General features: G+C 66.3%; 13 protein-coding genes. 7 read left to right on the forward strand and 6 right to left on the reverse strand.

All coding sequences use genetic code 11. The features are described 5' to 3' along the window. The first annotated feature begins 471 nt into the window (after positions 1–471). Positions 472–1,875, forward strand: a complete 1,404-nt coding sequence (locus FKZ61_RS16370; RefSeq protein WP_141611214.1) for an ABC transporter substrate-binding protein — start codon at positions 472–474, stop codon at positions 1,873–1,875. A gap of 135 nt (positions 1,876–2,010) precedes the next feature. On the opposite strand, the gene FKZ61_RS16375 is transcribed toward FKZ61_RS16370, so the two are convergent. Continuing rightward, positions 2,011–3,522: an SDR family oxidoreductase gene (locus FKZ61_RS16375; protein WP_211358596.1), complete on the reverse strand. Its 1,512-nt coding sequence runs from the start codon at positions 3,520–3,522 to the stop codon at positions 2,011–2,013. Positions 3,523–3,775: 253 nt separating this feature from the next. On the opposite strand from FKZ61_RS16375, the gene FKZ61_RS16380 reads away from it, so the two are divergent. The 6 genes from FKZ61_RS16380 (at position 3,776) to chrA (ending at position 14,657) form a co-directional block, all read left to right on the forward strand. Beyond that, complete coding sequence (locus tag FKZ61_RS16380; RefSeq protein ID WP_141611215.1) at positions 3,776–4,768, forward strand: fasciclin domain-containing protein; 993 nt, start codon at positions 3,776–3,778, stop codon at positions 4,766–4,768. A gap of 208 nt (positions 4,769–4,976) precedes the next feature. Next, positions 4,977–6,413 (forward strand): CehA/McbA family metallohydrolase, encoded by a 1,437-nt coding sequence (locus FKZ61_RS16385; RefSeq protein WP_141611216.1) that lies wholly within the window; start codon positions 4,977–4,979, stop codon positions 6,411–6,413. A 229-nt stretch (positions 6,414–6,642) separates the two neighbouring features. After that, positions 6,643–8,454 (forward strand): sialidase family protein, encoded by a 1,812-nt coding sequence (locus FKZ61_RS16390; RefSeq protein ID WP_141611217.1) that lies wholly within the window; start codon positions 6,643–6,645, stop codon positions 8,452–8,454. A gap of 152 nt (positions 8,455–8,606) precedes the next feature. Beyond that, a complete protein-coding gene (locus tag FKZ61_RS16395) occupies positions 8,607–8,786 on the forward strand; it encodes a DUF6800 family protein (RefSeq protein WP_141611218.1) in 180 nt (59 codons plus the stop codon). Between the two features lie 256 nt (positions 8,787–9,042). Further along, complete coding sequence (locus tag FKZ61_RS16400) at positions 9,043–13,341, forward strand: IPT/TIG domain-containing protein (RefSeq protein WP_141611219.1); 4,299 nt, start codon at positions 9,043–9,045, stop codon at positions 13,339–13,341. A 161-nt stretch (positions 13,342–13,502) separates the two neighbouring features. Further along, complete coding sequence (chrA, locus tag FKZ61_RS16405) at positions 13,503–14,657, forward strand: chromate efflux transporter (protein WP_141611220.1); 1,155 nt, start codon at positions 13,503–13,505, stop codon at positions 14,655–14,657. Between the two features lie 15 nt (positions 14,658–14,672). On the opposite strand, the gene FKZ61_RS16410 is transcribed toward chrA, so the two are convergent. The 5 genes from FKZ61_RS16410 to FKZ61_RS24045 form a co-directional block, all read right to left on the reverse strand. Beyond that, positions 14,673–15,167 carry a TlpA family protein disulfide reductase gene (locus tag FKZ61_RS16410; protein ID WP_141611221.1) on the reverse strand — a complete coding sequence of 165 codons (495 nt, stop codon included), beginning with the start codon at positions 15,165–15,167 and terminating at the stop codon, positions 14,673–14,675. Between the two features lie 324 nt (positions 15,168–15,491). Next, positions 15,492–16,037: a flavodoxin gene (locus tag FKZ61_RS16415; RefSeq protein WP_141611222.1), complete on the reverse strand. Its 546-nt coding sequence runs from the start codon at positions 16,035–16,037 to the stop codon at positions 15,492–15,494. A 370-nt stretch (positions 16,038–16,407) separates the two neighbouring features. After that, positions 16,408–18,384 carry an amylosucrase gene (locus tag FKZ61_RS16420; protein ID WP_407659941.1) on the reverse strand — a complete coding sequence of 659 codons (1,977 nt, stop codon included), beginning with the start codon at positions 18,382–18,384 and terminating at the stop codon, positions 16,408–16,410. Between the two features lie 145 nt (positions 18,385–18,529). Further along, on the reverse strand, positions 18,530–20,929 hold the full coding sequence (locus tag FKZ61_RS16425) for a Calx-beta domain-containing protein (RefSeq protein ID WP_141611223.1): 2,400 nt from the start codon (positions 20,927–20,929) through the stop codon (positions 18,530–18,532). Positions 20,930–21,020: 91 nt separating this feature from the next. Then, positions 21,021–25,847: a DNRLRE domain-containing protein gene (locus FKZ61_RS24045; protein WP_141611224.1), complete on the reverse strand. Its 4,827-nt coding sequence runs from the start codon at positions 25,845–25,847 to the stop codon at positions 21,021–21,023. Positions 25,848–26,257: the final 410 nt, after the last annotated feature.

A 26,257-nucleotide genomic window follows, 5' to 3' on the forward strand; every position in this document is an offset into this window, starting at 1 on the left:
CAGGACGGTGCTCTTGCCGGTGGCAATGTTACCGGTCAGGCCGATGATCAGCGATGTGGCAGACATGAATTGGGTCGCTTCGTCCTCGTACAGTCTGGCGTAAATACCACGGCAGAAATTCCGGGTGTCCTCTGGGCGCACTCCCTCTGGTGGAAACCATCGGCGAATTTCTGCCGGGATCTACTCGTTTCTGGGTTTGGTCCACACTGGCAGGGATTATACCACTTTTTTTCGATTTTCCGATCATGTTGACAAATGTGGGCGCGTTTTCTATACTTGCGGATGTTGGCTGTTTACATCACCTTTGCCCGGCCTGGTCCGGGTCCACAGCGCCCATCTCAGCAGGACAAACTCGTCCCGCGGGAGGGCCACCCCATCCAACCACTGCAGTTGTCTGAGAGAGTCATGCGCCAGGTTGTCGTAGTCGACCTTACGTTGAAGCATATTTGAAATGGCACAAGGAGAGAATCCATGCGCAAAGGAACGTCCTTATTGGTCACCATGTTGCTCCTCCTCAGCCTGATCCTGGCGGCGTGTGGTGGCGGCGCGGAGCCGACGCCGACGCCCACCACGGCCCCGGCGGCGGAACCCACCCCCACCGAGGCCCCGGCTGAGGCCGCGCCGACCGAGGAACCCACCCCCGCGGAGGAGGCTACCCCGGAAGAAGCGGCGACTGAAGAGGCGCCCGCCGAGGAGGCGGCGGCCGAGATCTTTGCCGCCCAGCCGGTGAAGATCGGCGTCCTGATTCCCCTCACCGGTGCGCTGGCCGAGTTTGGCCCGGCCTTCCAGAATGCGGCCGAGCTGGCCCGCAAGCACCTGGCCGAGGCCGGCTATGAGATTGAGCTGGTCTTCGCCGATACGGAAACCGCGCCCCAGCCCGCGGTGGATGTGGCCAACCAGCTGGTCAGCGAAGGGGTCCACGCCCTGATCGGCGCGGCCGGCAGCGGCCAGTCCCAGGCTGTGGCAGAGTCGGTGGCGGTGCCCAACCAGATCCCCCAGATCTCCTACGCCTCCACCTCGCCCCTGTTGACCAGCCTGAACGACAACGACTTCTTCTTCCGCACCGTCCCGTCGGACGCCCTCCAGGGGCCGGTGTTGGCCGAGGTGGCCTCCGCCCTGGGCTATGAGACGGTCTCCATCTTCTACATCGACAACGCCTACGGCCAGGGGCTGGCTGAATCCTTCAGCAACAGCTTCAGCGGCACGGTGGCCGCCTCTGTGCCCATCGCCGAGGAAGCGCCCAGCTACCAGGCGGAGCTGAGCCAGGCCGCGTCCGATGAGGCCCAGGCCCTGGTGGCCATCAGCTACCCGCGGCAGGCCGTCATCTACCTGCGGGAAGCCATCGAAGGCGGTTACTTCGATACCTTCCTCTTCGTGGATGGCACCAAGTCGGACAAGGATATTCCCGAGGCAGTGGGCGCGGAGGCCATTGAAGGCATGTACGGCACCGCCCCTGGTTCGGTGGAATCCGATTCCCTGACCGTCTTCAACCAGGCCTATGAGGCTGAGTACGGCGAAGTCCCGCCCCTGCCCTTCATGACCAACGTCTATGACGGTGTGGTGATTGCCTCGCTGGCCGCCTTTGAGGCTCAGGTGGCCGGGGAAGAGCTGTCCGGCGTGGCCGTGCGGGATCACCTGCGCAGCGTGGCCGGCCCCGAGGGAGAAGTGGTGGGCGCCGGTGTGGATGGGCTGCGCCGGGCCCTGGAACTGCTGAGCGCTGGCGAGGACATCAACTACGAAGGCGCGGCCGGCTCCCAGGACTTCGACGAGAACGGCGATGTGGCCACGCCCATCGAGATCTGGCGCTACGAGAATGGCCGCCCGGTGACGGTTCAGTTGGTGAATCCGGGTGAACCCATCAGCCTGGAGCAGTAGGCCGGTCACTTCCATTCAATCGACGAACCATCTTTGCCAGCAAGGGCGGAGGCCAGGCCTCCGCCCTTGTGCTTGGAGGTGAAACGCGCTTGTGGTGTGCCAGCCGATGATTGAAATCATCGGTCCAAGGCCGGTTTATCCCTGGCGTGAAACCTCTTCCGCCGGGGTGGCCGGCTGGGCCAGGCTCTGGATCAGGCCCGAAAAGATGAAGGCATGGGCCGGGTAGAGGCCGTACCAGTAGAGCAGGCCGGGCAGACCCTTGGGCGCGAAGAAGGCCGTCTGTACCAGCCGCGTCCTCCCGGGGCCCAGGGGCTCCAGGTCGAACTGGAGCCACGCCTGGCCGGGGAGGCGCATCTCTGCCCGCAGGCGCAGGCGACGGTCTGGCTCCAACACTTCCACCCGCCAGAAATCCACCGTATCCCCCACCCGCACGGCTTGCGGATCTCGTCGGCCCCGGCGTAGACCCACCCCACCCACCAGTCGATCCAATGCTCCCCGCAGCCGCCAGGCCCAGTTCCAATAGGCCCACCCCCGTTCGCCGCCCAGCCCTGTGATGCGGCGAAAGAGCAGCGCCGGCGGCAGGTCCACATCCAGTTGGCGGCGCTCCACGATCATCCCCTCCTGCATGGTGAGCAGCACCGGGGGCGGTGTGGCCCGGCTGCTGGCCAGGGCATCGCTCCAGCGGCTTTCGATGTCCCCGGCCTGGAGGCGGGCCAGGGCCCGGCGGATGGCCTCCCGGTAGGTCATGGGCTGGATCTGGGGGAACAGGCGCCGGGCCCTGTCATCCCGGACCACCACCTCGTTGCGCAGCCCCTCGATCAGGGGGCGCGCCACCGCCGCGCTGATGGGGGTCATCCAGTGGACCCAGTAGGCGGAGAGGCGGGGGGTGAGGACAGGGACCGGGATGATGAGGCGGCGCAGGCCCCGCTCTTCCGCATATTGGCGCATCATGTCCGCGTAGGTGAGCACATCCGCCCCGCCGATTTCCACCATCTGGCCCGTGCTGGCCGGGGTGGTGAGCGCAGCCACCAGGTAGGCCAGGACGTCCCGCACGGCGATAGGCTGGATGCGGGTGTAGACCCAGCGGGGTGCGATCATCACCGGCAGGCGTTCGGTCAGGTTGCGGATCATTTCAAAGGAGATGCTGCCGGAACCCACGATGATGGCGGCGCGGAATTCGGTCACCGGAAGGCCCGACGCCCGCAACGCATCCCCCGTCTCCTGGCGGGAGCGCAGATGCCGGGAGAGGTCGGCCCTTGGGTCGCCCAGTCCGCCCAGGTAGATGAGGCGCTGGACGCCGGCCCGGCGGGCCGTTTCGCCAAAGTGTCGGGCCGCTTCCAGATCCCGCTGGTGAAAGTCATCGCCGCCGGCCAGGCTGTGGATCAGGTAGTAGGCGGTGTGGACTCCCGCCAGGGCTGTGGGCAGCGTCTCCGGCTTCAGCACGTCCCCTTCCACCAGCTCCACCTGACGACTCCAGGGGCGCCCCTGGAGCCGTCCCATCTCTCGCCCCATGGCCCGCACGGTGTAACCCGCTTCCAGCAACCGGGGGATCAGGCGACTCCCGATGTAACCCGTGGCGCCGGTCACCAGCACCCGGTTTTTGCCGTCGCTTCCGTGGGGCCCTGCCTCCATGGTTTCCTCTTTCATCTCGTTTCACTCGATTGCTTTGTCCAGGTTGTGTCCATATTTTCTATTGTATCACATTATGGGAGGGGGTATCAACCGGATAAAACGGAGGGATTGGAATATTTGTAACATTTTTGCACAGTATTTGTCTGGTATGGTTAGAGCATGCTGGGGAGTTCAAGCCACCTTCGCACATTGAACCACAAATTCCCTGGGCCAGTTGCTTTGAGACCGTTCTACAAACCACTATGCAAAACCCAAAGGAGTCAGAACCATGAAAGGATTTACCCTTCTTGCCCTGAGTCTGGTCGCCCTTCTGGTGGTGGCCTGCGCACCGGTCGCGCCACCAGCCACGCCTATGGCCCCTGCGGAGACACCCGCTGCTGAGGAGTCGGTGGAGCTGGCGGATATTGTGGACACGGCGATGGCGGCGGGGAACTTCACCACCCTGGCGGCGGCCCTGGATGCGGCGGGGCTGGTGGAGACGCTGAAGGGCGAGGGGCCGTTCACGGTCTTTGCGCCCACGGATGAGGCCTTTGCAGCGCTACCCGAGGGGACGGTGGAATCGCTGTTGGCGGACCCGTCGGGGGCGTTGACGGAGGTGCTGCTCTACCACGTGGTGTCGGGCAAGGTGATGGCGTCGGACGTGGTGGGTCTGGATGGCCAGCAGGTGGAGACGGTGGGCGGTGCGCCCATCACGGTGAGCGTCTCTGACGGGACGGTGATGATCAACGACGCCACGGTGATTGCAGCCGACGTGGAGGCCAGCAACGGCGTCATCCACGTCATCGACAAGGTCCTCCTCCCCCCGACGGAGGAGGCCATGCCGGAGAAGACAGGGCCGGAGATGGCGGATATCGTGGACACGGCGGTGGCGGCGGGGAACTTCACCACCCTGGTCACGGCCCTGCAGGCAGCCGGGCTGGTGGATACCCTGAAAGGTGAAGGTCCCTTCACGGTCTTTGCTCCCACGGATGAGGCTTTCGCCGCCCTGCCCGAGGGGACGGTGGAGTCGCTGCTGGCAGACCCCTCGGGTGCCCTGACCCAGGTGCTGCTCTACCACGTGGTGTCGGGCAAGGTGATGGCGGCGGACGCCATGGCTCTGGACGGCCAGCAGGTGGAGACGGTGAGCGGTGCGCCCATCACGGTGAGCGTGTCCGACGGCAAGGTTATGATCAACGATGCCACCGTGATCGCTGCCGACATCGAGGCCAGCAACGGCGTCATCCACGCCATCGACAAGGTCCTCCTGCCACCCACTGAATAAAGAAACCAGCAGACAATACTTCTCTCCTGAAGAAGTCGGGGCCGGGCGTTGACGCCCGGCCCCGATGCATTGGTGGGCGAGGGGCGAGTAGCCCAGTTCCCCTTCTGGGTTTCCACTGCTTGCTTCTCTGTTGTACACTGCCTGTGCCTGGCCCCCGGCCCTTTGACCGCCATCTGCAAACCACCCATCGCCCTGGGAGTCTGTCACCATGAACTTCCATATCCAGCTGACCCGCCACCTGACGCCGGCCGATCAGGCGGCCGGCCCCTACGTGTATCTGCCCTTTCGGCTGCCCCAGCCGGCCCGCCGCCTCCACGTGGCCTATCGCTACTCCGCGGCCATCTCCTCGGACCAGGTCCACGGCGGCAACGTCATCGATATCGGCCTGTTCGATCCCCGGGGACACGACTTTCCCGGCGGGGCCGGCTTCCGGGGCTGGAGCGGCTCGGCCCGCCAGGAGTTCACCATCGGCCTGGAGGAGGCCACGCCGGGCTACCTGCCCGGCCCCCTGCCGCCGGGGGAATACCAGATCATCCTGGGCCTCTACCGCATCTGGGAGGCCGGCGCCCACGTGGACGTCCACGTTCAGGCCGAACTGGACCCCACCCTGGACGCCACCGCCCCGGCTCCGCCATCACTGGCGCCCCGTCGCCTCCCGCCCCTGCCGGCCCCCACGTGGCTGCGGGGCGACCTGCAGAGCCACACGGTCCACAGCGATGCCCGGGGCACCCTGGAGCAACTGGTGGCCAGGGCCCGGGATCTGGGGCTGGACTTCCTGGCCATCACCGACCACAACACCGTCAGCCACCACCCTTTCCTCCCGACCCTGGCGGACGAGCGCCTGATCCTGATCCCTGGTCAGGAGGTGACCACCTACCGGGGGCACATGAACGTCTGGGGGACGAGCCGCTGGTGCGACTTTCGCTGCCGCACCGACCAGGAGATGGCGGCCGTGATCCGGCTGGCCCATGCCCACGGCGGTGTCTGTTCCATCAACCACCCCAAAACAGGCGGCCCTCCCTGGGAATACAGCACCGATCTGCCCGTGCAGGCCATGGAGGTCTGGCAGGGGCCCTGGCCCCACCACAATGCCGAAAGCCTGGCCTTGTGGGACCGTCTGCTGGCAGCCGGGCGTCGCCTCCCTGCGGTGGGCGGCAGTGACTACCACTGCCCGGCGGACAAAGAAACGAACTTCCTGCGCCTGGGCCAGCCCACCACCTGGGTCCAGGTGGATGAGCCCGACGTGGCCGGCATCCTGTCCGCCATCGTGGCCGGGCGCAGTTGTATCAGCGCCACCCCGGACGGCCCCCGGCTGGATCTGCGGGGGGAGGCCGGCGGACAGGTGGCAGTCATGGGCCAGTCCCTGCCCGGGCAGGGTGGGGAGGCTCCCGTCCACTTCACGGTAGAAGTTTGGGGCGGGCAGGGGCGTACCCTGCGCTTGGTGGCCGACGGACGCCCGGCCCTGGAACAGCCCATCCGCCAGGAGCAGGCCATCGTGCACGCGTCCCTGCCTGTGGCTCGTTACATGCGCGCCGAAGTGGTGGGCGACATGGATCCGGCCCTGCTGCCGGTGGACGCGCCGCCGGTGGACCTGCGGGGATGGCGTTGGGCCCTCTCCAACCCCATCTACATCACGGGGGCCTAACCTTGGAGGACAGAAGTGCAGGCACCCGGGAGGCGCTTTCCACCGAAGTGAGGCCATCGGTGCAGGTTGAGCCATTTTGAGCCGAAAAGACAGCCGTGACGGCAATCCCCTTGTCGTCCTGTGGGTAAAATGGAGGAGGAGACGCGTTAGGGCGGTTGGGACACTTCCCGCCGGCGCCAACAATTTTCTTCAAAGCATAGGCCAAAGCACAGTCCAGCGGAGGTGTACAATGAAGTTGAATCGTTACATGGCTCTCCTGGTTCTATTCGTAGGTATGCTGTCTGTTGGCCTCATTCTGGCCCTCCACCAGGTTCGGGCGGCCCCTGCGCCAGGCGGCGCGACCCTCCTTCCGTCGGCAGAAGCCGCCATCCCAGCCCAGGCGCACTTCTGGACGGTGGATAACCAGGCAGAGTTCGCCCAGGGGGTACTGGACCGGGTCGCCCTGGAGCCTGCGGGCACGGCCCGGCTGGACCAGCTCTGGATGCCGGACGGGCGAGTCAGCGACGCCAATGTGACCGACTCTCGCTTCTCGCCCCGGGCCGTCTGGTACGAAGCGGATAGCCGCTGGCTGGTGGTGTGGGCAGATGAGCGCCAGGCCGATCACTCGCCGGATATCTTCCTGGCCAGCAGTGCCGACAACGGTCTCACCTGGTCTGCCGACATCCTCGTCCACGATAACTGTGATCCCAACGAATCCCCCTTTCCAGAATGTCCGGACCACTACAACCCGGACCTGGCTGTTCGCGCCGCCGACGATACCCTGTGGGTGGTCTGGCATCAGGTGGAGCCAGGTACCGGCGCAGACGAGGGCAATATCTACTACGCCTGGAGCCAGGACGGCGGCGACACCTGGCCAGAGGACCAGGTGGGGGTGGTGACTGACGGGCCGGGCCGGCAGCACTGGCCACGCCTGGCCACGGTGGATGGAACCCTCTACGCCATCTGGGAGGATGAGGCTGGCGACGCCGGCGACATCGTCATTGCCCGCTTCAACCCGGACACCGACAGCACCTGGAGCAGCCCCATCCCTGTGAGTGAGGGTCCTGCCGGTACCGAACAGTATGGCCCTGCGCTGGCGGCAGACGCGGACGGCAACCTCTATGCCATCTGGACCGACAATCGGGCCAACACCGAGAGCTACGGCCACGTCTTTTTCTCTCGCTGGCTTGCGGGCAGCACCTGGGCTGCCGGGAGTTGGAGCCCGGCCGTGCAGTTGAGCGACGAGGCGATGGACTGGGCCATTGCCTCGGATGTGGCCGTCGCGCCGGACGGCTCCATCTATGTGGCGTGGGCAGAGCGGGTGCCCACCGGTCCGGCCACCTACGATTTTCAAGTGGTGGTGGCCCGCAGCGGCGATCAGGGTGTTACGTGGAATTCCACGGTCGTTCACCGCCTGGTCAACCCAGGCCTTGGCTTCTACCAGGGGCCCTCCCTGGGCGTGGCCGCCCCGGATCGCATTCTGGTGGCCTGGCTCCACAGCCCGGATTCCCAGGTGGCCACCTCGGACGTGTTGGTGGCCACCAGCTACGACCAGGGCCAACACTGGAGCCTGCCCCGTCGCATCAACAGCCAGTCCACCGTGGACGTGGATAGCCTGCCGTCCCTGGCGGTGAACGAGGCCGGGCGGGCCGTGGTTGCCTGGCAGGACTTCCGCACCGGTTCTGGTCCCCAGATCTACGCCACAGCCTACCCGGGGAACCGGTACGCACCCCAGGGGAGCTACATGGGGATGGCCACGCCAGGTACCGCCGTCGTCTGGCAGACCCTGTCCTGGACCGCTACTGTGCCCGCGGGGACGGCGTTGAGGCTGGCCACCCGGGCCCAGATCAACGACGTGGCCGGTTGGACGCCCTGGGAGTTCCACAGCAGTTCGCCGGCGGCCCTCACCTACCCGCCCGCAGAGGCACTCCAGGTCCGGGCTTTCTTTTCGTCCACCCTGGGGTTGGACACACCTGTGCTGGATAGCATCCAGGTGAGCTACGAGACGATGGAGGCCACGTCCACGGAGATCTTTTTACCTTTGGTGACACGAGGTCCCTGAGCCAGACACTGAACCGGGCGCGTGGCTGGCGGAAAGGGCAGCCTTCACCCATCCCAGGCCAAACTGGATTTGCGCTTTCTCGGCCAGTCGGTGTATCAAAATAGATGGATGTTCATGTCTGTCAGAGCATGTCAGTCAGGAGGTGAAAGAATATGGCCCATAACCGTGCGGAACGTTTTCGAGAGATCCGGCGGCGACGGCGCCGGAAGGAAAAACTCAAAAAACTGAAGGCCCGACTCGCCGAAGCCCGTAGCGAGTCGGAGCGGGCCCGGATCATTGAAAAGATCCGCCGCATCAGCCCCTTTTCCCCCATTCCGGAGAAGCGTGCCTGATGGCAGGCGCGGAGCGGGGTCGGAGGCAGATGGCCTCCGACCCCGCTCCGCTTTTCGCTCCCTTTGCGTATCATTCCGCTCATTCCGTTTTCCGCCCCCCGCTTTCCCTGCCGCTCCTGTCTATGGAACACTTCACAGGCAGGTAGTGTATAAATGCACTGCATGTTTTCCCCCGGCATGCCATGGTCGCAATCACAAGTCTGGGAACATCACCGCTCCCATGACTCCGCTTCGTTCATGACACAGAGGAGGGACTATGAAACGCATCGACCTTTCGCATCTCTGGCGCCTGTTGTTGGCCCTGGCGCTGGCAGGCCTGCCGCTGCTCCCCACCGCCCCTGTGCGGGCTTCGCCCACGGATACGCCCGTCCCCCTGGTGAGCGACAGCCTCAACGAATGGACCCTGGGCGGCGGCCAGCTCTACTGGGCTTACCGCTGCTACGGCGGCGAGTTTCGAGGAGATGCCTACCTGAAGCGACGACCAGTTTACGGGGGGCTGCAGCGTACCCTCTCGACCACCAATCCTACTTTCTGTTACACTTTTATCTCCATGGCCGCGGATGACACCGGCCTCTACTACTACGACCAGGATGAGGGTCGTTTTGAGTTTCGCCCCAGCGGCTCACCCGGGGATCCGCCCACGGTGGTGCTGGTCACCCCCCAGGGACCTGTCATAGGCGACATCGCCATTGACGGGGACTACCTCTACTGGATCAACGCCCACATCTCCAGTGGCCAGCTACGCGGGGACATCCTGCGCACCCGCAAGGACGGCAGCGGAGGGCTGGAGACGGTGGTCTCCAACCTGCTGAACCCGGGGGACGTGTTGGTCAGAAACGGCCTGGTCTATTTCCTGGACGCCAGCGGCCTTTCATCCATCGACTGTAGCAGTTTCCCCTGCACGGACCGCCAGTTGCTGGCCAGCAGCAACGGCGGCCGCTACCTCCACTTCGCCATCGGAAGCCTGGTGGGCAGTTACTCCATCTACTGGGTGGAACAGAGCTCGCCCAATAAAATCCGGCGTTGGTCGTGTGAGTTGGTTCTCACCCCCTCGCCGGGCATTGAGTGTAGGAACCAGACCCTCTACACCGCCCCCAGCGCCTCCTGGTCCATTTACCAGCCGGTGGTCCAGGGCGGCAACCTTTTCTTCGCGGAACGCTTTTCCCAGATCGGCGAAATATCCGACGGCCGCATTAAACGGATGCCTGCCTCGGGGGGCACGGCCGAGGAGATCGTGGCCAACGTGGCCGACATCAACTATCGTCTTTTCGCCGACAGCACCTACCTCTATTTCGCCCGGCTCGGCTCTGGGACTTCCGGGATCTACCGCCTGCCCCTGGACGCCGCGGCCATCACCCGGGATCTGGCTGCCGATGCCCTGGAAGTGACCCAGGCCATCCAGAACCTGGCCAACCAGGCGCCCCTGGTAGCCGATCGCAGCACCTATGTGCGCGCCTATGCCCGTCAACTCAACGGACCCATGGCCCGCAACGTGGAGGCCCGGCTCCACGGCACCCGGGGTGGTTCCCCCCTGCCCGGCTCGCCCCTGGCGCCCCTGAACGGTGCCCGCCCCCTGAGCACCGGCACAGGTTACAACCGGGCCAACCTGGACGACGGCTGGCTTTTCCGCCTGCCGTCCAGCTGGCGTTCGGCCGGCACCATCACCCTGCGCCTGGTGGTGGATCCCCAACAGATCTACAGCGACACCAACCTGGGCAACAACGAGCTCTCCCGCACGGTCAACTTCACCGGCAAGGCGCCGGTCTGCACCGTCTATGTCCCGGTGCGCACCCACTCGCCCTACGCCTCCACCGGTGACCCCAACTTCTGGCCCATGGTGAACCTGGCCGAGCGGCTCTGGCCCACGCCCGGCTACTGGTCCTACTACCAGACCGAGGACATCGCCGAGACCCAGGTCTGCTGGTGGGGGCCGTTTCCGCACCCTTGCTTCGGCCCCTACGAACTGCCCGACGACACCTGGAAGGTGCTCACCTCCCTCAATATCCGGGACTTCTTCAGCGACGATCCCGATGCCTGCGACAATGCCGGGGCCAAGACCCACTACGTGGGCATGGTGCACCCTTCCACCAACACCAACGAGGGCGGGGGCACGGTTCTGGGGTCAGCCTATCGCAACGACAACGTGGCCTGGGTCAAGTTCCCGCCCCACACCCCTACCAGCTCCAACAGCCCCTACTGGCCGGACGCAGGCGTCACCCTGGGGCATGAGCTGGGCCACAATCAGGGCCGTCGCCATGTGGACTGCGGCGGGCCGGCCAGCCCTGACCCCGGCTACCCCTACCCGACCAACCAGATCGCCAACACCGGCGCCGACAGCTACTACGGCTTCGACCCCAAGACCCGCACCCCCATCGAGCCCGACGACGCGGCCGACTACATGTCCTACTGTGACCCGCCCTGGACCAGCGACTACACCTGGCGGGCCATCTTCAACACGGTAAGCACCGCGGCCGCCAGCCTGCCCGAGGCAGACCTGAGCACCGCCGCGGCCGCGGTCTTCGTCACCGGCGGCGTCAACCCCACCACGGCCACCGGCACCCTGAACTACGCCTGGGTCTACCCCACCATGGCCATGAGCGCAGGGATGCTGGAGAAGTGGCAGCAGGCCACTGCCGGCCTGCAGGCAGCCGACCGCCAGGCAGAGGACATCCGTCTCCGCCTGCTGGGGCCCGATGGCACGGTCCTGGCCGACCAGCCGGTCACCCTGCTGGAGAGCGATGACCATGACACCGAGACCCAGGCGTTCATCCTCACCTTCCCCGCGCCGGATGCCTCGGTGGCCCGGGTGGAGCTGGTCATGGACGGCACCGTGCTGGACAGCCGGGAGCCCGGCCTCACCTTTCCCTCGGTGAGTGTCCAGCAGCCGGCCGGCGGCGAGGTCATCAGCGATACCCTGACCCTCCAGTGGCAGGCCGCCGACCCGGACCCGGGCGATGCCCTGCTCTTCAACGTCCAGTACAGCCCCGATGATGGCGCTACCTGGTTCTCCCTGCTGACCGACCTGGCCGGCTCGCCGGAGAGCAACACGGTGAGCCTCACCCTGAGCGAATTGACCATCCCTGCCAGCCTGCCCAATCAGGCCCGCATCCGGGTGGCCGCCAGCGACGGCTACCATACCACCCTGGCCCAGTCCGCCGGCTTCACCGTCACCAACCGCCGGCCCCAGGCCTTCATCGCTGCCCCCACCGAGGGGGATAGCTTCCAGCCCGGCCAGCCCATCATCCTGCAGGGCGCGGCGACGGACGTGGAGGACGGCGGCCTGCCGGACAGCGCCCTGAGCTGGACCCTCAACGGCCAGCCGGTGGGCACGGGCCAGGAGGTCGTCGTGGACGGCCTGGGGCCGGGCAGCTACCAGGCCGTGCTCACGGCTACCGACAGCGACGGTGCCACCGGCACGGCCCAGGTCAATTTCCAGATCCGCCCCCTGGGCATTCCCCTGGGGAGCGCGCCCACCCTGGACGGCTTCTGCGACGACCCGGCCTATGCCGCCGGAATCCAGCTGCCCCTGGCGCCCTACGGCGACGGCACCCAGGCCCAGGTCACCCTCCTGCGCAGCAGCGGCCATCTCTGGGCCTGTTTCAGCAACATGGCCCGGGGCAGCGGTTCGCCCATCGCCTTCGCCGGTGTGCGGGTGGATGTGAACAACAGCCGGGACAGCCTGGCCCAGGTCGACGACTACGGATTCTTCGTGGGGGAGGATGGCGGCCACTACACCTACAGCGGGGACGGCGCCGGCGGCTTCAACAGCCCCGGGCCGGGCGGGCTGGCGGCCCACATCAGCGCCACCAGCGCGGCCTGGCACGCGGAGCTGCGCATCGACGCCGATGTGCTGGGCGGCTGGAACCACCTGGTGAGCCTCAACCTGGGCCACTACTGGGTCCAGTTCCAGGGGGATGACTACGAGTGGCCCTACGACACGGGCTACAACCAGCCCAACACCTGGGCCCTGGCCGCCCTAGGCACCCTGCCGGTGCTCACCCGGCTGGAGCCGGACGCCGCGGAGGCCGGCAGCGGCCAGCTCTCCCTGGTGGTCCAGGGCGAGAACTTCCAGGACGGCGCGGTGGTCCGCTGGGGCGGCATGGATCTGAGCACCCAGTTCGGCAGCAGCAGCGTGGTCACCGCCACCGTGCCGGCGGTCCAGCTCGCGGCGCCGGGCACGGTGGACGTCACCGTGCGCAACCCGGACGGTGCGGATCTGGTCTCCAATGCCCTGCCCTTCGTGGTGAGCAGCCCCACGCCCACCATCACCGGCCTCAGCCCGTCCACCGCGCGGGCCGGCGGCAGCGGCCTGACCCTGACGGTGGACGGCCAGCAGTTCCTGGATGGGGCCACGGTGCTGTGGAGCGGGACGCCCCTGCCCACCACCTACGTCGGCGGCACCCAACTCAGCGCCACCGTGACGCCGGCGTTGATGGCCCTGGGCGGCGAGGTGGGCATCACCGTCCGCAATCCCGGGCCGAATGGCCCCACGTCGTCACCGGCACGGCTGACCCTCCTCTCCGACCAGATCTTCCTGCCTGTCATCGCCCGTTGAGGGTTGCCGGAACGGGTGTGGTGCACCTGCCAGGTGTGCCACACCCGTTCCGACATTTTGCCTTTCGTCAGGCGAATTGATAGGATTGGTCCGGACAGGCAAATTCACCCGGTGGGTCGCACCGCTCAAGGGCGACCCACCTTTCCTGCAGGGCACCCCTCATGGAAACCACATCCCAACGATTGGGCGAGCTGGCCCGACTGTTCACCCGGCTGGGCTTCACTGCCTTTGGCGGCCCGGCGGCCCACATTGCCATGATGCACGATGAGGTGGTGGTGCGCCGCCGCTGGCTGGACGAGCAGCACTTTCTGGACATGATCGGCGCGGTCAACCTGGTGCCCGGCCCCAACTCCACGGAGATGGCCATCCACGTGGGCTACAGCCGGGCGGGCTGGCGAGGGCTGCTGGTGGCGGGCACCTGCTTCATCCTGCCTGCAGCGCTCATCGTGGGGGTGCTGGCCTGGGCGTACACCCGCTACGGCCAGACGCCCCAGGGGCTGGCGCTGATGTACGGCATCAAGCCGGTGATCATCGCCATTGTGCTGCAGGCCCTGATCCGGCTGGGGCAGACCGCGATCAAGGGACCCCTGTTGGCGGTGGCCGGCGCGCTGGCCCTGGGCCTGTACCTGGCGGGGGTCAACGAGCTGGCTGTGTTGTTCGGGCTGGGGTTGGCCGTGGCCGGCATCCAGATGGCCCGATGGCAGATGTCCGCTGGCCGCGGGGTGTCGCCGGCGCTCTTGCCCCTGGGGCTGCCGGCCGCGCTGGCCCAGGCCGCCTCGGGAGCTCCCGGGGTGCGGCTGGATCAGCTCTTTCTGGTCTTCCTCAAGGTGGGCGCGCTCCTCTACGGCAGCGGCTACGTGTTGCTGGCCTTCCTGCGCAACGACCTGGTGCTGCGGCTGGGCTGGCTGACGGACCAGCAACTGCTGGACGCGGTGGCCATCGGCCAGTTCACGCCGGGTCCGGTCTTCACCACCGCCACCTTCGTGGGCTATGTGCTGGCGGGGGTGCCTGGCGCGGTGGTGGCCACGGTGGGGATCTTCCTGCCGGCCTTCTGTTTCGTGGCCCTGCTCAACCAGATTGTGCCGGCCATGCGCCGTTCGCCCTGGACCGCCGCGCTTCTGGATGGGATCAACGTGGCCGCGCTGGGGCTCATGGCCGGGGTGACCTGGCAGCTGGCCCAGGCGGCTGTGGTGGACTGGCTAACCGGTCTGCTGGCGGTGGCCGCGGCGCTGGTGCTCTTTCGTTTCAAGCTGAACTCCGCCTGGCTGGTGCTGGCGGGGGGCATCATCGGCCTGGCGGCTGGTTCCCTGGGCTGAAGCCTGGGGCGGCTCTCAGGCTGTCGGCCACTCCGGCACGCCGCATTCAGGGCACTGGAGGTTGACGAAGCGCAGCCATCCCACGGCCTCTTCCACCGCGTGGGCGGCTGTCTCGGCATCCACAGGGCCGGTTGGCAGCGGCTGGACCGCGTAGATCTGGCCGTAGCGGTCCACCACGTAGAGGGTGGGGGGCTCGTCCTGGAGCAGGCCGGCTGTGTCGGCCACCACCAGGAGCCGGTCTGCCGCCTCTGCCGGCACCCGGCCAGCGAGGGCGGCGGCTGTGCCGGCGGAGCCCTGCACCACGGCCAGCGCGGTGGCGTCTTCGAAGGCCAGGTCCCCGGCCCGGGCGGCCAGCGCGTCCAACATGGGGGCCACCGTCGGCTGGTCGGCCGCACCCAGCAGCGCGACCACCAGGTTGCACCGGTGGCGGAAATCCTCCATGGCGACTGTCTCGCCTGTAGGGGATGTGAATGGCCAGTTGGGTATCTGCGTGCCGCTTCTGAGGGTCATGGCTGGTTCCTCCTTTTCCACGATTCTCGGTAGGACTACAATCAACCGTGGTACGTCCATTGGCCAGGTGCCGAGGCATTGAAATGCCTCGCTGGGGCAGGAAATTCGTTGAAAACGGATTCAAGCCGGGCACCATCCGCCCCGTGGCGTGCGTGTCAACGCGCTTGGGGCGTGCCAGCCGATGATTTCGATCATCGGCCCAAAGCCGGCCACGGTTTCATGCAGAGCTACCCGCTTCTCCTCCGGCCGGAGAATGTTTGAACTTTTGGAACGAGGGGGCGCCCCTACTTGCAGTCGAAAATTGGGACGCCCTCCCGTCTCCTGTCACGCCACGGCCACAGGCTCGGCCAGTCCAAACTCCTCCAGCACCGTCTGCACCCACTCCTGGATCCGTTCCCGGCTCAAGTCACTCTGGTTGTCCTCGTCCAGGGCCAGGCCGATGAAGACGCCGTCGATGACGGCCCGGGAATACTCGAATTCGTAGCTTTCGTCCACCAGCCGGAAGCCCACCAGCTCGCCGCCCCGCTGGATGACCTTTTCGCCCAGGGCATCCATGGCGTCCACGTAACTATCTGGGTAGCCGTATTGATCGCCCAGGCCGAAGAGGGCCACCTTTTTGCCGGTAAGATCCAGCTGATCCATCTCGGGCAACTTTCTCGCCCAGTCGGCCTGGAGCTGGCCGATGTCCCAGGTGGAGACGCCCAGGATGAGATAGTCGTACTGTTCCATGGCTTTCAAGTCGGTGTAGCCCACATCGTGGATCTCCACCGTGGCCAGGCCGGTGGCCTCGATGGCCTCTTTGATCATTTCTGCCGCGGCGGCCGTGGCTCCCTCGGTACTACCGTAGAAGAGTCCAATGGTTGCGGCCATGGTATCACCTCCTGTCTGAATGATCGTATTATAGATCCACGGGCGGTCGATGGATGTCTCCCAGCTTCCCGATCCCCTGGCAACTGGGCGGTCCTTGGGATCGACAGCCTGGATCTACCTGTTCTGTCTGCAGTCTACAGGGGTGAAGATGGCCGATCTTTGCGCTGGCGCAAGCCCGCCAGCGCAGCTCTGGACCCGGCCAGAACCGACGCCAGTCCTGCAGGCCGCCGTTGACGTCCCCGCCTACGTGGTTGGGGAGAGGCTTCCAGGGCCTGGAGCATGGTGGACGGCTCGGTCCAGGGTGATGGCCGCGGCCAGGCTGTCGGCTCGCCCCGACGGGACAGGGCAGCCCTCCCTTCTATAGTGGCGGCTATGAAGCCGATTCGCCGTCTGCCTGGGGGACCAGCCAGAGGATCTGGTACGGCTCCAGGGTCAGCTCGCCGTCCGTGGCCAGCTCCAGAGGAAGGCCCGTGACCAGATCCCGGAAGTGGTAGCCCAGGCCGTGGAGACGGATCCCGTTGCTGGGAAGTGGCTGGGGATTTTCCGTGAAGTTGTGGATGGCCAGCAGGCGCCCATGCTCGTTGGCCCGCACGAAGGCGAAGACGTGGTCGTTGCCCATATCCACCACCTCCATGGCGTGGCCGGCCAGGGCAGGGGTGGCCTTACGCACCTGAACCAGCTTCTGGAGCCCCTGGTAGATTCGCCCCTCCACCGTGTTCGGATCCCGGCGCCGCTCCGCTTTCTCCCAGTCCATGGCCGGCCGATGGACCCATCGGGTGTCGTCGGCTTTGGCCGGGTCTTCCCGAAAGCGGTAGTCGTTGAGGAGCCCGATCTCATCGCCCAGGTAGATCAGCGGGATGCCGCCGATGGCCAGGATCACCGCGTGGAGCAGCAGGATGCGGCGGATGGCCAGGTCGATCTCCGCCGGGTCGCCCAGGTGGAGCGCCCGTTCCAGGCCGGCCAGGGAGGCCAGGGTGCCGGAGATGCGCGCGTCGCCGGTGCGGGGGTTCTCCTGGAAGGGGAGCCCCCGGGCGAAGCTGCCGGGGAAGCGTCCGGTGTAAAAGGCGTTGAGGAAACGCCGGTGGTCGTAGCCGTTGATGCCCAGGGCAGCCGCGTCGCCGTCGTCAAAGGTCCAGCCGATGTCGTCATGGCAGCGCACGTAGTTGACCCAGGCGCACTCGTCCGGGATGCGGAAGCGGTAGCTCATGGCGTGGCGGAGCAGGCGCACCTCCCGGGTGGCCAGGCTGTTCCAGAGCAGGGCCATGAGCAAGGGGTTGTAGGAGAGCTGGCATTCGTCCGGCCGGATGTACTTCACCACCTCGTCGGGGTGGACGATGGCTTCGGACTTGAAGAGGAGGGAAGGCGCGGCGATGCGGGCCAGGATGCTGAAGGCCTGGATCAGGGTGTGGGCCTTGGGCAGGTTCTCACAGGAGGTGCCCAGTTCCTTCCAGGTGAAGGCCAGGGCGTCCAGGCGGAGGATCTCCGTGCCCACATTGGCCAGGAAGAGCATTTCACCGGCCATGGCCCGGAAGACCTGGGGATTGCTGTAGTTCAGATCCCACTGGTAGGTGTGGAAGGTGGTCCATACCCAGGCGTTCATCTCGGGCCGATAGGTGAAGGCGCCGGGGTGTTCGTCTGGGAAGATCTCCCGCAGGTGGCGCTCATACTGGTCGGGCAGGGTGCGGTCGGGGAAGATGAAGTAGAAGGCCTGGAACTCGGGATCTCCAGCCTGGGCGCGCAGGGCCCAGGGGTGTTCGTCGGACGTGTGGTTGAAGACGAAGTCCAGACAGAGGCTGATGTTGGCCGCTCGCAGCTCTGTCGCCAGGGCCTGCAGGTCCGCCATGGTCCCCAGGCGGGGATCCACCTGGCGATAGTCGCTGATGGCGTAGCCGCCGTCGTTTTCCGGCTGGGGCGCCTGGAAGAGGGGCATCAGGTGGAGGTAAGTGACGCCCAGCTCCTGGAGGTAGGGGATCTTCTTCCGCAGCCCCTGCAGGTCGCCGGCGAAAAGGTCCACGTAGTAGACCGCGCCCAGCATCTTTTCCGACTGAAACCAGCGGGGATCGGCCTGGCGCTGCCGGTCCAGGGCCCGCAGGGCCGGGTCCCGGGTGAACCAGGCCTGGCCCGCCTCCACCAGGAGCTGTTCCAGGTGGTAGAAAAAGTCGTAGTGGTGACCGTACAGGGCGACCAGCCGCTCGAAGAGGGCGGGGAAGTGCGTCCGCAGGCGGCCGGCGAACTCGTCCCACAGGGTCGGGTCCTGGTCGGCAAAGGCCTGGGAGAGCCGGGGCCACAGGCGTTCCAGGGTTCGCTGCGCTTCCCGGGCCACAGTCTGGCGGTCCATCGGATCCATCGCGGTCATAGGGCCTCCGTAAGTCATCCGGTTTCATTTCTTCCGGTTGCAGTTTGGCCCTACTTTACGGCCAGCCCGGCCTTTTGGCAAATGGGTCTGCGCGGAATCTTCCATCTATCCTGCCATAACGACCTGGCCCCTCACGTCACCGCGTTACCAGAGGCAGATAGATGCGGAAAGCGTCGTCATTCAGGATGGTGACAAACGCAGTGCTGGTCCCGACAGCAATCGGGTCCGGGTTGCGCAGGTTCACGCTGAAGGTCTCGTCCTCCTCGTGGATCAGGTCCCCCAGGATGGCCACGCTGATCTGCTGCTGGACCTGGCCCGGGGTGAAGGTCAGGGTGCCGGTGGCGGCCAGATAGTCCTCGTCGGGAGTGGCGAAGGTGGGACCGCAGCAGGCGCTCTGGGTGACGTAGTCCACGGTGACGGGGAAGGCCGTGGGCGTGGTCAGGGTGACGGTGAGCACGGCCTGGGTATTTCCGCCGTTTCCCTCCACCACCTGGACGCTCCCCCCCATCCGTACCTGTGCGGTGTCGTCGTCCTGGATGACGCCGTCGGCCTGCCCATCCACCAGGATGCTGTCGGTCGGGTTGCTCAGGATCAGGCTGAAACTTTCATCGGCTTCGTCCACCACGTCGCCCAATATGGAGACGGAAATGGTCTTCTCCGTCTCGCCGGCGGCAAAGACCAGCGTGCCACTCGTCGCGAGGTAGTCGTTGCCGGCCGTGGCCGTGCCATCCACTGTGGCGTAATCCACGCTGACGCTGTGGGGCGAGGCCGGGGAGAGGGAGACCACAAAATCCGCATTCACCGAGCCGGTGTTGCCCTCTTCCACGCTGACATCCTGCACGGTCAACGAGGAGAGGCCATCGTCGTCCAGGATGGTGCCGGTGGCTTCCCCGTCCAACAGATCGCCGTTCTGGGGAGCGCTTAATCGCACCACGAAGGTTTCGTCCGGCTCCTCGGCCGTGTCCCCCAGGATGGGCACGGCGATGGTCTGGACAGCCACGCCAGGATTGAAGACCAGCGTGCCGCTGACCGCCGTGTAGTCGCTGCCGGCCGTGGCCGTGCCATCCGCGGTGGCATAGGCCACACTGACCGTCTGGGTGGAGGTGGGCGTCAGGGTCACGGTGAAGACCGCACTGACCGCGCCGCTGTCTCCCTCGTCCACGCTGACATCGGCCACGCTCAGGCTGCTACGCAGCTCAAAGGCCCCCTTGTCGCAGACGGCCGTGCCGTCGTTGTCTCCATCCACTGGGCGGGCCACACCCCGCTGATCTGTAGTCGGGCAGTCGGCGGGATCCCCGTTGTCCAGGGCGGCGCTGTCCGGCAGCAGGGCGTGGGTCCAGGTATTTCCACTGTAGTCGCCCAGGGGCGCCAGCAGGGGATCCGTGCTCTGCAAATCCCCGGCAGCGGTCAACTGGCAACGCTGGTCGCTGGAGAGGTTGTAGCCCGCAGAAGTCCAGGTGCCGCCGGTCAGACAGTTGCGCCCTTCGTTGTGGGCGATGATGCTGTTGTGGATGGTGGTGGCGCCCGTGTTGGCCGCTATCCCGCCATAGACCACCAGCCCCGAGCCAGAGGAGCGATTGTAGGCCACTGTGCTGCTCTCCAGCAGGGTGGTGGCGTCGGTGAAAAGGTTGGCCAGGGCGCCCCCTGTCTGCGCCTCGTTGTCGCTGATGGTCACGTTGGTCAGGGTGATGACGCTGCTGTTGTTGAGGATGCCGCCGCCGTAGTAGCTGTCCGCCCGGTTGCCGTGGAAGGTGCTGCGCATCACCGTCACGGGGCCGGTGGAAGTGGCCAGCCCGCCGCCGCCCTGGCTGGTGGCGTGGTTCTCCCGGAAGGTGGCGTCCGCGATGTGCGCGGCCCCGTTGTTGTAGACGCCGCCACCGGCCACGGCCTGATTCCCGGCCACAGTGCTCTGGGTCACCGTCAGGTAGCGGGTGAAGCTGGGATGACTGAAGTTGTACACACCGCCGCCCAGCTCGTCCGCGGTGTTGCTGAGGATCTCGCTCTCCTGGAGCTCCAGGCGGTTGCCGTTGTAAACGCCGCCGCCGGAGCCAGCCGCGGTGTTGTCCACCACCCGCACCTGCTGCAGGAGCATCTCGCCGAAGTTGAAGATGCCGCCGCCGTGATTGCTGCCGGTGGTGCGGCCATTGCGCACGGTGAGGTCGGTCAAGGTGACGGCCAATGTGGCGGTGATCACCCGGGCCCGTTGCCCCCCGTCCAGGATGGTGGCGTCCATGCCCGCGCCGCTGAGGGTGATCTCTTGGAGGTCCAGGTTGGCGTCGTAGACGCCGGCTGCGATGTGGATCACGTCCCCGGGGCCGGCCTTGCTTACCGCGGCGGCCACTGTGGCGCAGGCTGTGGCCGGGCTCTGGCAGTCGTGGGTGTCGCTACCGGCGCCGTCCACGTACCACTCGCTCGCGTCTACGGCGGCCCGGGCCAGGGTTGTCTGCAGGGCCGTCAACAGCAGAACGGCCAGGGCTCCCCCCAGGGCAGCACAGGCCATGCGCCGCGCGAGAAGGACACTTCGTCTGGTTGCCACGGTCGATTCCTTTCATTAGCTCTCGAAGCATGTCAAGCGACGAGGCGGCGATCCGTTCGGATCGCCGCCTCGCCCTGGATGTGGCCTTCCGCTACCGGGCGATGACCGGCAGGAAGATGAATTGGGTACTCGGGTCCGGGGCCTCCGCATCCACCACCAGGGTGGCCTGGGTGAAGGGATCGGCCCCGTCCTGGAGCGGGTACGTGCCCGCCTGGCCCGCTGTGATGGTGTAGCTCTCGCCCGGGCTGAGCCAGCCGCTGTCCAGTCCGCTGCCGACGACGCTGTGATCGCTGCTCCCCACGTTGACCCAGCGCACCACGGTGCCGGGGGGCACGGTGAGCACCGCCGGGTTGAAGCCGCCGTCGCCCACCGCCACCCACACGTCCGGCGCTTCCTGGACGGCCGGCGTCAGGGCAATGGCCTGGGCGATCACCTCACCGTTGGCCACCGCCAGGTCCCCGCTTCGGTATGGCTGATAGCCAGGCGCCGTGACGTAGAGGCGGTAGGTGCCTGCCGGCGGGGCAAACAGGTAGCCACCCTGGGCATCTGTCTGCTGGGGATTGGGCTGGGCACCGCTCCAGACGTCGTACACCGAGCCGGTAGCCTCGGACAGGGGCACCTGGACCAGGAGTTGGACCGTGGCCCCTGGCATGGGCTGGCCGGTGAGGGCGTCGCGTACTATGCCGGAGCTGGCTTCGATGACGTTCCCGCTGTAGGCGTTCTCCTGGCCCTCCTCTTCTACCACCAGGGAGTACTGGATCAGGTTGTTGGCGATGGCCGCACCGGCCGTGAAATCGACGCAGGTCAGGCAGCCGCTCCACCGGAGGGTGCCGTTGCCCAGATCCTCGAAGTAGAATAGCTGTTGAACGGCCGGCAGCAGCAGGGCCATGCGTACGTTCTCCCGGCCCGGGGTGACCCGGGCTGTCAGGGTGTAGGGAAGGCCCGTGCGCAGGGGGGGCAGCCCAAAGGGCTCCAACTGGTTCAAGCCAGAGGCCTCCTGGAAGGAGCGCCCCTGCCCGTCGGTGGCGACCAGACAGGCGGGATCCACCGGGAGGCTTGAATCCACCACCAGACTCCCCCACACCGTGCCCATGCCGTGTAGCCAGGCGCCGGACATGCCGGCCCCACTGCCGTAGCGGACGCCAACCCGGTAGGAGCCATTGGCCAGGTTGTCGAACTGGTAGACCCAACTGCCCGTTGGCCCCACCTGCACCGGGGCCGTCAACGGCACCTGGGCACGGACCGAGGCCGACGTCAGCTCCTCCTCGTCGCCCAGGGGCTCCAGCAGGAGAACCAGGCTGCTGTCCGGCTCCGCGGTGCCCCGAAGGGTGGCGGCATTCTGCGATGTGATGGTCGCGCTGGGGCCTGGGCCGGCGTAGGGCACACAGGGCATGGCCCAGCCCAGGGTGGGTAGACGCCGCTGACTGGGGATCTCCCACGCCTGCCCATTGTTGGACGGGTCTGCGTCGAAGCTCTGGCGGCTCTCCATCTGTACCTGATTCTGGAGTGTGGTGGCCTGGACCGATTCTCCTTCCTCCACCTTCCACGACACCAGCACCGTTCCGCCTTCGCCTGGCTCCAGGTCGCCTATCTCGATGGCGTCCAGGTTCGGGGTGCTCTTGTCGATCCCCAGGTTGGGCACGCTGACCACATCCAGGATGGTCGCGTTCTGGAGGGACGCGGACCGCGTGATGGTCAGGATGTTGTCCAGGGCCGCCTCAGAGCCGTTGTTGTGGTACTCGATCTTCAGGGTGAGCCGGCGGCTCCGCCCCGCCATGTCCACGCCTGCGGCGCCCGCATCCATGCCCAGGGGCAGTGGTTCCCAGTGGACCTGTACGTCCACCGCGGGGTCGGCGCCCTGGCCCTGGGGCCGCAGCAGATAGTCCTCGGTCTCGCCGGTCCGGTAGCCGGAGGCAGGACCACGTCCGTCGCCGTAGGGCTGGCCGGTCAGCTTTACCGATTTCTCCTCGCTGAGCATGACCCGCAGCCAGGCGGGCTGTTCTCCTTGCTCTGGCGGCCAGGGGACGGGGCCGCTGGTGGAAACGGTGAGGGTGTTGACGCCGGGGACCAGGCTGGCAATGTCCACAGGCGCGTCGATGACGATATGTTCCGGCGCGGAGGTGTTATCGCACTGGGCTACATCGGCCCAGTCGCCATCCCGGTTGCCGTCCACCCAGGCGTTGATGTAGGCGGTGTCGATGCCCTTGTCCAGCAGGGCCGCCTGGGCTGCGCCGTGGATGAAGACCCGCACCTGGAAGGTGCTGTTCTGGCAGTGTTGGAAGTTGACGCTGCCCAGGTTGATGCCGTCGTCGTAGCGATCCCGGTTAGCGGTGTTGGTGGACGGATTGATGTTCCGGGGCGCGGGTGCCAGGTCCGCGTCGGGCTCGAACTCCACCCGTTGGCCCAGGTGGAAGGGTCGGGGCCGGGCGTGGCGAGGACCTTCTGGCGCGCCGGTGGCCACATCGAAGACCGTGGGGAAGTTGGCCGGGACGCCCGGGTAAGCCGTCATGGCCGCAGCGGCATGGTTGCTGCTGTCCGGCGCGTCGCCCAGGTCCCACGGGCGCACCCGGAGGGGCAGCACCTGTTCGCCCACCTGCTCCGGCGCCAGGGTCGCCAACAGGGCACAGTCCAGGCTCTCCCCCGGGGGCAACAGGGTGTAGCGCAGGCGGCTGCGCAGCTCGACCTCCTGGGCCGGGTCGTCGGGGATCTCTTCCAGGAGCCCGATCAGGATGGCGATGATGTTGAGCTCCCTGTCGATGGCGCGGCTCTCGCCCGGCTGCAGGGTGAGGGAACGGCAGAGGGCCTGTTCCGTTGCCGCCGTCGACGCTCCCGTTACCTTGATTTCCTCGAAGTTCAGGGAGATGCCCAGGGTGACCTGGTTCCCGGATCGGTTGGTGAAGGTGCTGCGCATCCATGCTTGATCCAAGCTGGAGAGGAGCGGGACCGACGGCGCCTCCAGGGCCGCGCTTTGGGCATCCGGGGCGCTATTTCCATCGGTGAGCACCTGTTGCTCCACTTCGATGTCGTCCAGGCTATAGGATGGGCAGGCCGCGTCGAACTGGACCATCTTTTCATCCTGCCTGGTGCCGTCGGGGGCGTGGAGGGAAGCCGTGTTGGCCAGGGTCACCGTGCCTTCACCCCTCCGGCATACGGGATGCACATGCACCAGGAAGCTCAGCTCCACTTCGGCGTCCGGGGCCAGGGTCCCCTTCCAGCGGATCCGTTGCTCCACCACGTTGGTCGTCAGGTTTCGGCCAACTTCCACGCGGGCGTTCAGGGGATTGACGCCGGGAGAACGCTCGGTGACTTTTACCATCTGCCTGTTGCCGCCGATCATCTGGGGCAAGAGGTGCTGGGGATAGGGTAGCCTGTCCCGGATTTCCGCCTGGACAGGGCCGCTGCCCCCCCGATGTTTCAGACGGATGGTGTAGGTGACGGTATCGCCGTAGGCGACCGGGGTGGAGGACACCGTCACGGCCTTCTGCAGTTCCAGGGTGCCCGGCTGGCCTTCGGGCAGGGTGCGGTAAACCAGATCTTCAGTTTCGCCAAAGGCGTAGGTGCCGAAGGCGGAAGCCGGGTGGGGCCCGCGGCCGTCGGCCAGGTCGGTGTCGGGGTTGCGGGGCGCCTCCTGCTCGCTGAGGGTGAAGCGCATCCAATGACGGCCGTCGGCCTCCTGATTGGGCGCCGGGTTGTGGACCAGTACAGTCGTCACGGTGATGTTCTGGCTGGCACCGGCCGGGATGGCGCTCAGGTCTACCAGGTAGTCCTGGACGATCCACTCGTAGGCCCGGGCCTGCTGGCCATCTTCAAACTGGCAGATGCCCGTATCCTCCCAGTCGCCATCCTGGTTGCCGTCAAACCAGACGTTCAAGCGCATGTGATCTAGCTGAGCGCCCGGCGCTTTGCGTACCCGCACCACCAGGGTCGTGCGGCGGCAGTCCAGGATGGGCACGCTGCGGTTACGCCACCCGTCATCGGCCCGGTCGTTGTTGGCCACGTCGACCACGCCGCCGGCGCCGGGGGGCGGTTCTCGCAGAATATTGTTGACGCCATCTGCGTCCGGCCCGCCATCTGCTTCCCGCTCCCGGGTGATGCCGTCGCCCAGGATGGCTTCCATGCTGGCGTTGACGTGGCGAGGGCCGGCGGGTTGTCCCGGAGGGGTGTTCTGATAGACGGTGGGGAAGTGGCCCAGGGTGCCGGGATAGGCCGTGTTGTTCTGGCCGTGGTTGTTGCTGCTATCGGGCGCGTCGCCCAGATCGGTGAAGGGGTTCTCTTGAGGAACGGGGCGGTCGGGGTCATCGTCCTCGGGCATGGTGAAATCGACCACCAGTTCGGGAGGGATCCCGCTTTCTCGGGCCTGAAAGCGAACCAGTTGCTGGTCCGGGCCGGTGCCCAGGACAAACCCGTAGTTGGTCTGGGCACCGCTGAACCAGGCCTGGACCAGGGGCGTCACGTCCCACGCCACCCAGGGGCTGCCAGGGTAGACCACGGTGCTGCTGTTGCTTCCGGGGGTGACCGGCGGCCTGGAGTTCCAGGTCACGGTCATTTCAGACCAGGCGCCATCGACGCGGCCGATGGAGACATCGCTGGCGAAGTTGTCGCTGGATTCGGCCGCCTTCACCCGCAGGGTCGCCTGTTGGATGGTGGCGTTGGCCGGCAGCGAACTCAGATCGAATCGAAGATACGAGCGGACGTTGGGGCCAGCGCCCAGGCTGCCAGCGCCGTAGTTGGCATCGGGGGTATTGGCGTAGACCGCCGCATCTTCCTGGACGGGCAGGACGGCTGTGAAGAGGGCCGCCTGTCCTCTGGCCGGGCGCAGGCCTGCCAATCCCACCCAGAGCACTGAGAGGAGCAGGATGGGGATTGCGCCCAGAAGTCCATATGGGAAACGCCTGGGGTGACCATGGTTGAAGGTCATCTCATCTCCTAGAAAGAGGTTGTGTTGAGTCGGTGAAAGCACTCAACTGGTGAGTGTGTTGAGGGGGAAGGGTGGAGCTACACTTTGAGGATATCCCACGGCGGCGTCCCACAACTGGGAATCTCTGGAAGAAATCGGCTCATAATCGGGTCACGAGTCGCTTTTAAACGAGCTTCCCCCTGGAATTGGGGTATAGTTCAAGATCGTCGGGGTTCGCCCATCGGACGCCGCTGTAGGGGCGCTGCTTGCTGCGCCCGCCCACGCCGGACAGGGCGGGGAGCCCTCTGGGCCCCTGTCCCTACATCCTGCATCGACAAATGTGAAATATACCCCTGGAATTGCGGGCAATTGACAGGCCGGTGGAAATCGTTACAATGACCAGTGGTCGCCGCCATAAAACGTTTTAAAGA

Source organism: Litorilinea aerophila (assembly GCF_006569185.2).
Classification (GTDB): Bacteria; Chloroflexota; Anaerolineae; order Caldilineales; family Caldilineaceae; genus Litorilinea; species Litorilinea aerophila.

Bases quoted from the DNA above. Each gene is read 5' to 3' on its own strand.
- FKZ61_RS16370 (WP_141611214.1), top strand. From the start codon at position 472: ATGCGCAAAGGAACGTCCTTATTGGTCACCATGTTGCTCCTCCTCAGC.
- FKZ61_RS16375 (WP_211358596.1), bottom strand. From the start codon at position 3,522: ATGAAAGAGGAAACCATGGAGGCAGGGCCCCACGGAAGCGACGGCAAA.
- FKZ61_RS16380 (WP_141611215.1), top strand. From the start codon at position 3,776: ATGAAAGGATTTACCCTTCTTGCCCTGAGTCTGGTCGCCCTTCTGGTG.
- FKZ61_RS16385 (WP_141611216.1), top strand. From the start codon at position 4,977: ATGAACTTCCATATCCAGCTGACCCGCCACCTGACGCCGGCCGATCAG.
- FKZ61_RS16390 (WP_141611217.1), top strand. From the start codon at position 6,643: ATGAAGTTGAATCGTTACATGGCTCTCCTGGTTCTATTCGTAGGTATG.
- FKZ61_RS16395 (WP_141611218.1), top strand. From the start codon at position 8,607: ATGGCCCATAACCGTGCGGAACGTTTTCGAGAGATCCGGCGGCGACGG.
- FKZ61_RS16400 (WP_141611219.1), top strand. From the start codon at position 9,043: ATGAAACGCATCGACCTTTCGCATCTCTGGCGCCTGTTGTTGGCCCTG.
- chrA (WP_141611220.1), top strand. From the start codon at position 13,503: ATGGAAACCACATCCCAACGATTGGGCGAGCTGGCCCGACTGTTCACC.
- FKZ61_RS16410 (WP_141611221.1), bottom strand. From the start codon at position 15,167: ATGACCCTCAGAAGCGGCACGCAGATACCCAACTGGCCATTCACATCC.
- FKZ61_RS16415 (WP_141611222.1), bottom strand. From the start codon at position 16,037: ATGGCCGCAACCATTGGACTCTTCTACGGTAGTACCGAGGGAGCCACG.
- FKZ61_RS16420 (WP_407659941.1), bottom strand. From the start codon at position 18,384: ATGGATCCGATGGACCGCCAGACTGTGGCCCGGGAAGCGCAGCGAACC.
- FKZ61_RS24045 (WP_141611224.1), bottom strand. From the start codon at position 25,847: ATGACCTTCAACCATGGTCACCCCAGGCGTTTCCCATATGGACTTCTG.